The sequence below is a fragment of the Pseudacidovorax sp. genome, assembly GCF_017991995.1.
Classification (GTDB): domain Bacteria; phylum Pseudomonadota; class Gammaproteobacteria; order Burkholderiales; family Burkholderiaceae_C; genus Xenophilus.
The window spans coordinates 457310-469967 of the sequence record NZ_JAGOPN010000002.1 but is presented as its reverse complement, the minus strand read 5'-3'; the positions used below and the strand labels follow the sequence as shown (position 1 = coordinate 469967).

Annotated in this window: 11 protein-coding genes; 4 read left to right on the top strand and 7 right to left on the bottom strand. The window is 69.0% G+C overall.

The window, feature by feature from the left end:
* Nucleotides 1-71: 71 nt before the first annotated feature.
* The 5 genes from KBC94_RS04465 to KBC94_RS04445 all read right to left on the bottom strand — a co-directional run bounded on the left by KBC94_RS04465 (nt 72) and on the right by KBC94_RS04445 (nt 6396).
* Complete coding sequence (locus KBC94_RS04465) at nt 72-1700, bottom strand: FAD-dependent oxidoreductase (RefSeq protein ID WP_294366704.1); 1629 nt, start codon at nt 1698-1700, stop codon at nt 72-74.
* Nucleotides 1697-3244, bottom strand: a complete 1548-nt coding sequence (locus KBC94_RS04460; protein WP_294366702.1) for a polyamine aminopropyltransferase — start codon at nt 3242-3244, stop codon at nt 1697-1699. The genes KBC94_RS04465 and KBC94_RS04460 overlap by 4 nt, the downstream gene beginning before the upstream one ends.
* 331 nt (nt 3245-3575) lie before the next feature.
* Nucleotides 3576-3797, bottom strand: coding sequence for a DUF350 domain-containing protein (locus tag KBC94_RS04455; protein ID WP_294366700.1), 222 nt, complete (start codon nt 3795-3797; stop codon nt 3576-3578).
* A 40-nt stretch (nt 3798-3837) separates the two neighbouring features.
* Complete coding sequence (locus tag KBC94_RS04450) at nt 3838-5331, bottom strand: DUF4178 domain-containing protein (protein WP_294366698.1); 1494 nt, start codon at nt 5329-5331, stop codon at nt 3838-3840.
* Nucleotides 5332-5352: 21 nt separating this feature from the next.
* Nucleotides 5353-6396, bottom strand: a complete 1044-nt coding sequence (locus KBC94_RS04445; protein WP_294366696.1) for an SPFH domain-containing protein — start codon at nt 6394-6396, stop codon at nt 5353-5355.
* Between the two features lie 204 nt (nt 6397-6600).
* Here KBC94_RS04445 and KBC94_RS04440 point away from each other — a divergent pair, with 204 nt between their 5' ends.
* From KBC94_RS04440 to KBC94_RS04425, 4 genes are all read left to right on the top strand, one after another.
* Nucleotides 6601-8910 (top strand): NADP-dependent malic enzyme, encoded by a 2310-nt coding sequence (locus KBC94_RS04440; RefSeq protein WP_294366693.1) that lies wholly within the window; start codon nt 6601-6603, stop codon nt 8908-8910.
* Nucleotides 8911-9232: 322 nt separating this feature from the next.
* Complete coding sequence (locus KBC94_RS04435; RefSeq protein WP_017759371.1) at nt 9233-9559, top strand: ribonuclease domain-containing protein; 327 nt, start codon at nt 9233-9235, stop codon at nt 9557-9559.
* 53 nt (nt 9560-9612) lie between these two features.
* Nucleotides 9613-10035 carry a barstar family protein gene (locus KBC94_RS04430; RefSeq protein WP_043112550.1) on the top strand — a complete coding sequence of 141 codons (423 nt, stop codon included), beginning with the start codon at nt 9613-9615 and terminating at the stop codon, nt 10033-10035.
* Between the two features lie 47 nt (nt 10036-10082).
* On the top strand, nt 10083-10223 hold the full coding sequence (locus tag KBC94_RS04425; protein WP_017759369.1) for a hypothetical protein: 141 nt from the start codon (nt 10083-10085) through the stop codon (nt 10221-10223).
* Nucleotides 10224-10337: 114 nt separating this feature from the next.
* On the opposite strand, the gene rsmA is transcribed toward KBC94_RS04425, so the two are convergent.
* Complete coding sequence (gene rsmA, locus KBC94_RS04420; protein ID WP_294366685.1) at nt 10338-11108, bottom strand: 16S rRNA (adenine(1518)-N(6)/adenine(1519)-N(6))-dimethyltransferase RsmA; 771 nt, start codon at nt 11106-11108, stop codon at nt 10338-10340.
* A 31-nt stretch (nt 11109-11139) separates the two neighbouring features.
* Nucleotides 11140-12609: a peptidylprolyl isomerase gene (locus tag KBC94_RS04415; protein ID WP_294366683.1), complete on the bottom strand. Its 1470-nt coding sequence runs from the start codon at nt 12607-12609 to the stop codon at nt 11140-11142.
* Between the last annotated feature and the right edge of the window lie 49 nt (nt 12610-12658).

The following is a 12658-nucleotide window of genomic DNA, read 5'->3' as shown; positions in this document are numbered from 1 at the left end:
GAGCGTGCCCCGCCGGGCGCGCCAAAACGGCGATGCGGCCGCCACCGAGGCACCGCCGGCCGTGTCGACCCTCAGGCCGCGCGCGCCGCCGCCTCGCCCGCCAGGTGTCCGCGGGTGAAGGCCTCCTCGAAGATCGAGTAGCCCGACCAGTCCGCATGCGCGAAGAGCAACCGACCGGCCTGCGCTGAGCCGCCAGGCGCAACTCGTTCCAAGCGCGCCCGCAGGCCCGGCGCGGGCACCGCCATGGCATGGCCGTAGCGGGTGATGGACAGCCGCGTCGCGCGTTCGGCCAGGTCGGGATGCGGCACGGACAGCTCCGCGATCAGTTCGTCGCGCCAGGCCTCCCATGGGCGCTCGGCCAGCAGGCGGCGACCATCGCTTCCGTCGAATTCACTCGGCCCCAGCGGGCGGTACCAGCTCACCACGGTGGCGGCGGGCGTCGGGTCCAGCCGCTGATGGCCCGCATCCACATAGCCCAGGCCGCGCGTGCCGTAGACCACGTTGTCCCAGCTGGGTGCAGCGCCCGGCCGGTCGCGCAGGGGCGCCGACAGGTGCAGGTTGGCCACCAGCCAGGGGGAGTACGTCAGAACGCCCGCGAGTTCGGACAGGAAGGCCGGCGGCGACACCACCACACGCGCGGCGACGAAGACCGGCAGCGCGACGATGCACTGCCCGGCCCGCCAGCGCACGCGCTGCTGCGCCGCCGCGTCCCAGACATCGACCGCCACGCCGCTGCGCGTCTGCTCGATGCGCAGCACCACCTGGCCGGTCTGCAGGCGCCCTACCAGCGGCGCGGCCAGGCGGCGCGTGAGCCAGGCATTGCCCTCGGGCCAGGTCAGCACGGCCTCGCGCTCGGCATCGAGGCCATCGCCCGGCGCATGGAAGCCGTGGCGGCTGGCGAAGTAGTGCAGACCCGCCCAGGCCGAAACCTGCGCCAAGCCTGCGCCGTAGTCGTCGCGGCAGCAGTAGCCGAGGTACCAGCGCAGTTGCGGGTCATCCAAGCCCTCGGCCTCGAGCCAGGCGGCGAAGCTCAACCGGTCCAGATCGGCCAGCAGCGCCGATGGCGCGGCCCGCAGCGTGGGGATGGCGAAATGCGTCGCGCGGCGCAGCGCCTCGACCTTCTGCGCGAAGCGGCGGTATTGCGCCAGCGTGTCCGCGCCTACTCCGTTCAACGGCAGCAGGCCGTCCTGCCACTCGCCCTGGAAGAACAACCGCTCCTGCGGGCTGTGGCACAGGTGCCGCTCTTCGTAGACCCAGCGGCCCGCCTCTCGGCGGCGCAGGCCCAGCTCTTCCAGCAGGTCCTGCACCTCACGCGCCTCGTCGCCCGGCACCGGCAGGTAGTGCGCGCCCAGCGGGCAGGCCAGGCCGCCGACCTGGCCGCCTCGGGCATTCCCGCCGGCCTCGTCCTCCAGTTCGAGCAGGGCGAAGTCGTCGATGCCGGCCAGGCGCAAAGCGCGGGCCGCCGCCAGGCCGGCGACACCGCCGCCGACGATCAGCACGTGGGTGCGACGCTCCTTCGCCACCGGCTGCGCCGCCCAGCGGCCATCGCGCAAGGCATGGCCGCGCGCCATGTCGATGCCCGTGAAGCCGCCCTCCAGCGTTGGCGCCACGCGGCCACAGCCCACCAGCCAAGCCGGCAAGGCGACCGCCGCCGCACCGGCAGCAGAGGCGCCGACGAAGCGCCGGCGGGCGCCGTTCAATGGCCGCTGACCTTGCCCCATTCCTGCTCGTAGGTATGCACCAGCACCTGGTTCGACAGCCGGTTGACCTCGGCCGGCACGCGCGCCATGTCACGCGGAAAGTCGAACAGCAGCGGCAGCGTCGCCGGCGACAGGAAGCGCAGGCCCTCGGGCAGCGCCGTCGGCATGCGCCAGGGGCGCCGGCTGGCGATCACATAGCCCCATTCGCCGAAGCTGGGCACGTGCGCATGGTACGGCGTGGCCGTGAGGCCGGCCGCCTCGATGGTCTGCACCACCGTCCAGAAGCTGCGCCGCGCCACCAGCGGCGAGGTGGTCTGCACCACCGCATAGCCACTGGCCGACAGGCGCTGGCCCAGCAATGCATAGAAGCTCTGCGTGTAGAGCTTGCCGATGGCGAAGTTGGTGGGGTCGGGAAAGTCCACCACGATCACGTCGTAGAAGCCGTCGTCGCCGGTCACAGGGGCTTGCTGCAGCCACTGGAAGGCGTCGGCGTTGACGATGCGCAGCTTGGGTGAACGCAGCGAATGGCCGTTGAGCGCGGACAGCTGCGCATGGTCGCGGAACAGGGCCGTCATGTTCGGGTCCAGCTCGACCAGCGTGACCTGCTCGACCGAGGGGTACTTGAGGATCTCGCGCACCGCCATGCCGTCGCCGCCGCCCAGCACGGCCACCCGGCGCGGGGCGCCCTGGGCCGCCATGGCCGGATGCACCAGCGCCTCGTGGTAGCGATATTCGTCACGCTCGGCGAACTGCAGGTTGCCGTTGAGGAAGAGCCGGTGGCCCGCATTGCCGCGCGTGACCACGATGCGCTGGTAGGGCGAGCTGGCGGCGAAGACGATGCGTTCCTGGTAGAGCTTGTCTTCCGCCAGGCTGCTGATGCGCTCCGCCCCCACGAAGGCGCCCGCCAGCGCGGCCAGCGTCAGCACGCAAGCCATCGCATGCGCGCCGAAGCGCCGCAGCTCGTGCCGGAACAGCCACAGCGCCCACAGCCCCACGGCCGCGTTCATCAGCCCGAACAGCAGCCCCGTGCGCACCATACCCAGCTGCGGCACGAGCACCAGCGGAAAGGCCACCGACACGGCAAGCGCACCGAGATAGTCGAAGGTGAGCACCTGCGAGACCAGGTCCTTGAGCTGGATGTCGCGCCGCAGGATGCGCATGACCAGCGGAATCTCCAGCCCCACCAGCGTGCCCACCACCAGCACGCCGCCGTACAACAGCAGGCGGAAGGCGCCGGGCACATAGGCATTGGCCAGGAAGAGCACCGCCGGCAGGCACCCGCCCACCAGCGCCACCAGCAGTTCGATGCGCAGGAAGTGCGCGGGCAGCTGCCGCTCGAAATAGCGGGACAGCCAGGAGCCCACGCCCATCGCGAACAGGTAGGCGCCGATCACGGTGGAGAACTGCAGCACCGAGTCGCCCAGCACATAGGAGCTGAGCGCCGCCGCGCTGAGTTCGTACACCAGCCCGCAGGCCGCGACCACGAAGACGCTGGCCAGCAGCGACACCGCCACCGGCGACGGCGCGCGCACCTCCGCCGTCATGCCCCGCCCCCGTCAGCGCAGCGAACACCCGACGCGAGAGGGCTCGACGCGGCCGCCGCCGGGCCGTCCCAAGGCGGCCGTGCCTCCCCCTCGGGGGGTGGCGTTACACGCAGCGCAGCGGCGTGAAAAGCCGGGGGGCTCGATGCGGCTGCCACCGGGCCGCCCCAAGGCGGCCACGCCTCCCCCTCCGGGGATGGCGTTACACGCCGCGCAGCGGCGTGAAAAGCCGGGGGGCTCGATGCGGCCGCCGCCGGGCCGCCCCAAGGCGGCCGCGCCTCCCCCTCGGGGGGTGGCGTTACACGTCGCGCAGCGGCGTGAAAAGCCGGGGGGCTCAATGAATAGCAGCCGCGACGATGATGGAAATGCCCAGGCACATCGCCGCCACCACCAGCGCCAGCGCCCGGTTCTGCTTCTCGACGATCTCGGCCCACAGGTCGTAGGGAGTGATTTTGTCGATGACGATGAAGGCGACCCAGAACACGATGATGCCGATCAGTGCATACAGCAGGGTGCCCGCGATGGACACGGGATGGAGCCATTCGAATTTCGCCATGTGTCTCTCCGCAAGAGGATGAAGAAGGGAAAGGCGCCACCTACTTGTGGCCGCCTCCGCTGGAATAGCCGCCGTAAGAGCCGCCCGTGCTGCGCCAGCCGCTGCCCGAGGAGCCCGAGCCACTGCTGCAGGTCGACAGGATCAAGAGCAGGATGATCACGACCACCACGATCAGGATGATCGTCCCGCAGCCGAGGCCCGAGGCCGCGCTCAGCGGGGCCGCATCGGCCCGCTTGAACTGGTCCTTGCGCGCATCGAGCTTGAAGGCCTGGGCCACGGCCGCGCCGTCCAGCCGGTTGCCGAGCGACCAGGTCAGCTCCTTGTCGGCCCGCTCCAGCGACAGCACCGCGCCCTTGGGGCCCGCGTAGTCGCGGTTGCTGGTGCGCTGGCCGCGCTCCACGCGCCAGTAGAACTCGCCGGCCACGTAGGTGGTCTCGGCGTCGTAGCTGTACTGCTGGCGGTAGGTGGTGCCCAGGTAGCGCGCGCTGGCGCCGCCGCCCGACACCACCGGCGCGCCGGTGGTCGGCCGCACCAGGCTCCAGCCGTCCTCGGCGTCCACCAGGAAGCAGAAGCCCTTCTGCCGGTTGTAGAGCAGGTATTCGCTCCAGCCGAACTGCTCGTCCTCGCCCAGCGAGCGGCCCATGCGGTGCTGGAATCCCACCACCTGCCAGTCGCTGCCCTCCAGCCGGCCTGTGCTGCCCAGCGCGATCAGCGGCTTCACCGGCTCGTCCTGCACCGCGTACTTCAGCTCCGCGCCGATGCCGGCACTCAGGTCAATCAGGCTCTTGCAGCTGCCGCAGGTGACGCTCTTGCTGCCCTCCAACTGCACCGTCACCGGCGCGCCGCAGTTCGGGCAGTTGAAGGCGCGGCCTTGCTCTTCCTTGCCGGATTCGCTGCGCAGGCCGGTGAGCTGCAGGTCGGCCAATGCCACCTGTCGGCCCAGCCAGGCCGTGGGCGGCTGGCTGCCGTACTCCAGACTGAGCACCAGTCCCCGGTCGTTGCGCAACTCGACCACGCGGAAGGGCCGGCCTAGCTCGGGCAGCCGCGGCAGTTCGCCCTGGGCCGAAAGCAGCGCCGCCTCCTCGTTGGAGGCCACCGTGTACGACTGGCCGTTGATGGCCGTCGTCATCCCCACACGCAGGGCGTCGGCGGGCGGCGCCTCCTGCGTCAGCGCGTAGGGCAACGAGAAGACGTAGCTGCCGTTGTCCTCGCTCAGCGTGCCCTGGCGCTCGCCGTCGAGCTGGGCGATCCATTCGGTCCAGCGGCCGCCGGCATAGGCGTACTGCAGCCGGCCGACCAGGGTGAAGGGCTGGTTCTGCAGGTGGCCGGCGGCAAAGAGCTGCAGCGGACTGAAGTCCTCGAACAGCTCGGCCATCTTGCCCACGCGCGCCAGTTGCTCGCCCCGGCGGACGACCGTGCTCTGGCAGTAGGGGCAGACGGCATAGACCGACTGCGCCGATCGGAACTCGACCGGCGCGCCGCAGCCCGGACAGGGTGCGCGATAGTGGCGCTGGGTGCCGCCGGCCTCAGCCATGGCGGGAGCGTGCGGCGCGGATCACGTCAGCTTTTTCAGCAGTTCGGTCTTCTTGGCGTCGAACTCTTCCTGGGTCAGGATGCCCTTGGTCTTGAGCTCGGCCAGCTTCTCGAGGGTGGACATCACCTCGGCGGGGCTGACGGTCGGCGCCGCAGCGGCCGCTGCGGCAGCAGGCGCCTGGGCCGGCTGCTGCAGGCCCTGCGCCAGCGTGTTGGCCATCACCTGCCCCAGCGCGACACCCGCGCCCAGGCCCATGGCATCGCCAGCCACGCCGCCGCCATGGCCGCTGTTCTCGGCGAAGACCGGGATGGCCTGACCCGCCTGGTACTGCATGAACTTGCCCATGTCGTTGCCGACCATGCCCATGCCGATCTTCTGGTCGAGGACCTTCTGCAGCTCCTCGGGCAGCGACAGGTTCTGCAGCGTCATCACGTCCAGGCGCAGGCCGATCTTGGCGAACTCGGGGGCGAGCTGCGCGGCCAGCGCCTGCGCGAACTGGTTCTGGTTGGCCGCCAGATCCAGGAAGGGCACGCCACTCGCAGCGATGGCGTTGCTGATGTTCTGCAGCACCAGCCCACGCAGTTGGCCGTCGAGGTCGGCCACCGTGTAGCGCTCGCGCGTGCCGGAGATCTCGGTGTGGAAGAGCTTGGGGTCGGCCACCCGGTAGCTGTAGTTGCCGAAGGCCCGCAGCCGCACGGCGCCGAAGTCCTTGTCGCGGATGGTGATGGGCTGGGGCGTGCCCCACTTCTGGTCCACCTGCTGGCGGGTGCTGAAGAAGTACACGTCGCTCTTGAAGGGCGACTCGAAGAGCTTGTCCCAATTCTTCAGATAGGTCAGCACCGGCAGCGTCTGTGTCGTCAGCTTGTACATGCCGGGGCCGAAGACATCGGCCACCGTGCCCTCGTTGACGAAGACGGCCATCTGCGACTCGCGCACCGTGAGCGAGGCGCCGTTCTGGATCTCCATGCCCGCCATCGGGAAGCGCCAGGCGAGCGTGCCGTCGCCCTCCTCCGTCCATTGGATGACGTCGATGAACTGTTTCTTGATGAAATCCATCAGTGCCATGCGGTGCTCCGTGCGTGCGAGGTGAGAAGCCCCAAATGGTGCCACATGACGTCCATCCGGATTCCGGCGGACGGACTGGCCAGGCAGCCTATGGCGCGAAAGGCCGGTGTAAGGCCGAGCCTACAATCGGCGCCCTTTTCCCAGTGAGCCAGGCAGCGGCGGCGCCTCGACAGCCCGCCGCCTGCGTCGAGGAGCAGCGTCCCCATGTCCGAGTCCAAACCCCTGAGCGCCGAAGACAAACGCGCGGAACTTCGCCGCGCCGCACTCGAGTACCACGAGCATCCGGTGCCGGGCAAGCTGGCGATCAGCGCCACCAAGCAGATGACGAACCAGCGCGACCTGTCGCTGGCCTACTCGCCTGGCGTGGCTGCGCCCTGCGAGGAGATCGTCAAGGACCCGGCCGCCGCCTTCCGCTACACCTCGCGCGGCAACCTGGTGGCCGTGATCTCCAACGGCACCGCCGTGCTGGGCCTCGGCGACATCGGCCCGCTGGCCTCCAAGCCGGTGATGGAAGGCAAGGCCGTCCTGTTCAAGAAGTTCGCGGGCGTGGACGTCTTCGACATCGAGATCGACGAGAAGGACCCGGCCAAGCTGGTCGAGGTGATCGCCGCGCTGGAGCCCACCTTCGGCGCCATCAACCTCGAGGACATCAAGGCCCCCGACTGCTTCTACGTCGAGCGCGAGCTGCGCAAGCGCATGAAGATCCCGGTCTTCCACGACGACCAGCATGGCACCGCCATCACCGTGGCCGCCGCCATGCTCAACGGCCTGAAGGTGGCCGGCAAGGACATCGGCCAGGTCAAGCTGGTGGCCTCGGGCGCCGGCGCCGCCGCCCTGGCCTGCCTGAACCTGCTGCTCAAGGTGGGCCTCAAGCGCGAGAACGTGTTCGTCACCGACCTGGCCGGCGTGGTCTACGAAGGTCGCACCGAGCTGATGGACGAAGACAAGGCCCAGTTCGCGCAGAAGACCGAGGCCCGCACGCTGGGCGAGGTGATGGAAGGCGCCGACGTCTTCCTGGGCCTGTCGGCCGGCAACGTGCTCAAGCCCGAGATGGTCGCCAAGATGGCCGCCCGGCCGGTGATCTTCGCGCTGGCCAACCCCAACCCGGAAATCCTGCCGGAGCTGGCCCATTCGGTGCGCGGCGACGTCATCATGGCCACGGGCCGGACCGACTACCCGAACCAGGTCAACAACGTCCTGTGCTTCCCGTATATCTTCCGCGGCGCCCTGGACTGCGGCGCGACCACCATCACCGACGAGATGGAGATCGCCGCGGTGCGCGCCATCGCCGACCTGGCGCAGGCCGAGCAGAGCGAGCGCGTGGCCGCCGCCTATGTGGGCGAGAAGCTGAGCTTCGGCCCCGAATACCTGATCCCCAAGCCCTTCGACCCGCGCCTGATGATGAAGATCGCGCCGGCCGTGGCCAAGGCGGCAGAAGAAAGCGGCGTGGCCGCCCGTCCCATCAAGGACCTGGACGCCTACCGCGACAAGCTGCAGAGCTTCGTCTATGCCTCGGGCACGACGATGAAGCCGATCTTCGACGCGGCCAAGCGGGCCGCCAAGAAGCGCGTGGCCTACGCCGAGGGCGAGGAAGAACGCGTGCTGCGCGCCGCCCAGATCGTGGTGGACGAAGGCATCGCACGCCCCACGCTCATCGGCCGCCCGGCCATCATCGCCCAGCGCATCGAGAAGTTCGGGCTGCGACTGAAGGAAGGCCAGGACTACGACGTCGTCAACGTCGAGTGGGACGAGCGCTACCGCGACTTCTGGCAGACCTACCACCGCATGACCGAGCGCAAGGGTGTGACGGTTCAGGTCGCCAAGATCGAGATGCGCCGTCGCCTGGCGCTCATCGGCGCCATGCTGCTTCACAAGGGCCATGTGGACGGCATGATCTGCGGCACCTGGGGCACCACCCACGCCCACCTGCCCTACATCGACAACGTGATCGGCAAGCGCAGCGGCGCCTCGATCTATGCCTGCATGAACGCGCTGCTGCTGCCCGAGCGGCAGGTGTTTCTGGTCGACACGCACGTCAACTACGACCCCAGCGCCGAGGAACTGGCCGAGATCACCATCATGGCCGCCGAGGAAATGATGCGTTTCGGCCTCAAGCCCAAGGCCGCCCTGCTGTCGCACTCCAACTTCGGCACCAGCGCCCATCCCAGCGCGCTCAAGATGCGCCAGACCCTGGCCCTGCTGCGCGAGCAGGCACCCTGGCTCGAAGTCGACGGCGAGATGCACGGAGACGTGGCCCTCGACGGCCGCCAGCGCATGAGCGTGATGCCGCACAGCGCCCTGGCCGGCGACGCCAACCTGCTGGTGTTTCCCAACATCGACGCCGCCAACATCTCCTACAACCTGCTCAAGACGGCCGCTGGCGGCAACATCGCCATCGGCCCGGTGCTGCTGGGCGCGGCCAAGCCGGTGCACATCCTCACCGCCAGCGCCACGGTGCGCCGCATCGTCAACATGACGGCCCTGACGGTGGCCGACGCCAACGCCGATCGCTGATCGCTGATCGCTGATCGCTCGGGCGGCAGGCGCGCAATGCGCCTGTCTGCCCCGCACCATGCTGGTGCCAACTCTGCGGAGCGTCAACTTTTTGGCACTTCGCAGGGCATTCCCATTGCCCAATCCTTGGGCATTCGCTTGCTATTTAGGCAGCACTGGGGCACACTGGCGGGCTTGAATTTACGGGTTAACCCGTAAATCGCAGTCCCGTTCTTTAGCCTTCCGGTGCCTCATGGCGGTTTTCGCCTCGATTTCTTCCCCGGTTTCCAAGTTCACGCGCGTTGGCGTTCTTGCGGCAGCCTTGTGGGGAGGATTGGCGGGGATGCCCGCCGCATCCGCCCGGGAGACGACGGACCGGGGCACTTCGATTGCACTGGCGGAACTGCCTCCCCAGGGCCAGCAAACCTACCGAACCATCCTGCAAGGCGGCCCCTTCCCTCACGAGAAGGACGGCACGGTCTTCGGCAACCGCGAGCGACTCCTGCCTCGTGAACCGCGCGGCTACTACCGCGAGTACACAGTCAGGACGCCGGGCGCGAGCAACCGCGGCGCGCGCCGGATCGTGTGCGGGGGCCAGCAGCCCAGCCGACCCGATGGTTGCTGGTACACGGCCGACCACTACGCCAGTTTCAGAAAGATCGTGCCCTGATGCGCACGTCATGGGTTGACGCACCAACGCGTCCGGAACAAGTCTTGACCATCATGGAAAGAACAGCGGAGATGAATGAGCAGCCTCTCAAGGGCGTGCGGCCGAACATCGTGCAGTCGATTCGCGCCTTTCGCGTGGCCGATCTGCAGCAGGCGGCGCAAGAAGCGGGCCACCACTTCCTCTATGCCAACCTGGCCGTTGCCCAGAGCAAGCAGGACGTGCTCGACCTGATCGCGCAGCAGTTCACCTTCCCGGCGCACTTCGGCAAGAACTTCGACGCCCTCTACGACTGCATGACCGACCCGCTGTACAAGTCGGGCCCGCAGCCGGGCTTCGTCGTGGTGCTGGAGCAGATCCCGGCGCATGCCAAATTCGACAAGGAAGCGCGCGAGCAACTGCTCGACATCTTCCGGGACGCCGCCGACTACTGGGGTGACCGGAAAGTGCCCTTCCGATGCTTCTATTCTTTTCTGTAGCCCGTTCTGCACAAGCCGGCCAAGCAGAACGGGCCAGCGAGGCCCCGGTGACCACCACCGCCCCCGTCGATGGCATCGACCTGAGCGGCGAAGAGAAGATGCCCACCGACAAGCTGGTGGACGTATCCCCGCAGGCGCTGCGCATGAGCAGCCCTTTCAACAGCAGCTACTGGCTGTCTGCCGCCTGAGCCTCCGGACCGGGCGCTGACGAACGAAGCCCGCCAAACGGCGGGCTTTTTCTTGGGCGCGACGCAAGCCTCGAGTACGACTGCGCCACGGCGCACCGCGGCGCCGGCCTTCTTTCAGGACACCGAAGGAAGTGCCTGCGCGAGCGCCACATACTCGTCCACCGGCACTTCCTCGGCGCGGCGCTGTACGTCGAACTGGCCGGCGAAGTGTTGCTCGTCCAGCCAGCGGCCCAGGGTGTGGCGCAGCAGCTTGCGGCGTTGGCTGAAGGCCAGTTGCACGATGCGCTCGAGCAGAGCAGGGTCCAACGCCGCCGGCGCCTCGCGCGGCACCATCCGCACCACCGCGCTGTCCACGCGGGGCGGCGGGTCGAAGCTTTCCGGTGGCACGAAGAGCACGTTTTCCATGGCGTAGCGCCACTGGAGCATCACCGACAGGCGGCCGTAGTCGGAGGTGGAAGGGTCGGCCACCATGCGGTCGATCACTTCCTTCTGCAGCATGAAATGCTGGTCGGCGATCCGATCGGCAAAGCGCAGCAGATGGAAGAGGATGGGCGTGGAGATGTTGTAGGGCAGGTTGCCTGCCACCCGCAGCCGCTGGCCCGCCGTATCGGCCAAGACACCGAAATCCACCGTCAGCACATCCGCCTCGACGACGGTCAGCTGTGGATGGCTGCGCAGCCGTGCGGCCAGGTCGCGGTCCAGCTCGACCACCGTCAGGCGCCCGAGCCGCTCGACCAGGGGCTGCGTGAGCGCGGCCAGGCCCGGCCCAATCTCGACCATGGCGTCGCCGGGACGCGGCGCGATCTCGCGGACGATGCCGTCGATGATGGCATCGTCGGTCAGGAAATGCTGTCCGAAGCGCTTGCGCGGGGCGTGGGGTTTCATGCGGGCGGGGGTAGCGCGGCGGCGATCACGCTCAGGAGGCCGGCGGCTCGCGCATTTCCACGTAGGCACGCTGGCGCACTTCCTGGGCCCAGGCCTCGTAGGCATCTTCCATCTTGCGGTCCCGCAGCACATTGCGCGCCGCTTCGCGCAGTTCGGCGGGATTGAGCTTGGCCTCGCGCCGGCCCTCGACCTGGATCAGGTGAATGCCGAACCGGGTGACGATGGGGTCGCTGATCTGGCCGGGCTGCAGGCGGCTCATGGCCTCTTCGAACTCCGGCACGAACTGGCCCGGCGTGGACCAGCCCAGCTCGCCGCCCTCGCGGGCGCTGACGGTGTCCTGCGAGTTCTCGCGGGCCAGCGCGGCGAAGTCGGCCGTGCCGGCCTGGATGCGACGCTTGAAGTCGGTCATGAGCGAAACGATCTGCTCCGGCGTACGGCGCGTGTCGGGGCGCATCAGGATATGGCGCACCTGCGTCTGCGTGACCACGGAATCCGGCGAGGCGGCATTCTGCTTGGCCAGCACCTTCAGCACATGGAAGCCCGCGCCCGAGCGCACCGGACCGACGATGCCGCCCACAGGCGTGGACTGCGTCGCTTCGACGAACAGCGGCGGATAGCGGTCGGCCGCACGCAGCCCCAGCACGCCGCCGGTGCCTTTGGCATCGGGTGCGTCGGACAGCTGGGTGGCCAGCTGGGAGAAGTCCTCGCCGGCGCGGGCGCGGCGGGCGATGTCCTCCGCGCGCTTCTGCGCCTCGGCGATCTGCGCGGCCGTCGCCTTTTCGGGCACCGTGACCAGCACCTGGGCGAGATTGATGTCGGGCGCGGCGCTGCTCGCGGCCGCACGCTGCTCGCGCAGGAACTGATCGATCTCGTCGTCGCTGACCTTCACGCGGCCTTCCAGCTCGCGTTCGCGCAGGCGGGTGAGCAGCAGCTGGTCGCGCAGGTTGTTGCGGAACTCGTCGCGCGAGATACCGGCCTCGCTCACCCGGCGACGCAGCTCTGGCAGGCTGACCTGGTTCTGCCGCGCCACGACTTCCTCCGCCTGGTCGATGGCCATGGCATCCACACGCACGCCCAGTTCCTTGGCCAGCTGCAGCTGCGCACGCTCGGCGATGATCTGCTCGAGCACCTGGCGGTTGATCTGGTCGCGCGGGATCCGCTGCGCCTCCGGCCCGGCCTCGCGCAGGATGCGCTCCACCCGCTTCTGGACCTGGGTGTTGGTGATCGGCTCGGAATTGACCAGCGCCACGATGTATTCCGCGGCCCGCTGGCCCTGCGGCTGCGCCGCCGCAGAGACGGGCGGCGGCAGCGTGGAGGTGGCGGGACCTTCACGCATGATGTCGGTGATGCCCCGACGGGGTGTGGCCGCCTGGGCACTGCGGCCTTGCTGGGCCGAGGCACCCTGGCGTGTGGCGGCGCCACCCTGCTGGGCCTGCGCAGCCGGCGTGGCGGCCAGCAGGGCCGCGCACGACAGGGCGAAGACGGAAAGCTGGAATCTCATGGCGTTGGCCTCCTGGATCAAGCGCCACGCCCGGACAGGCGGGCGGGCT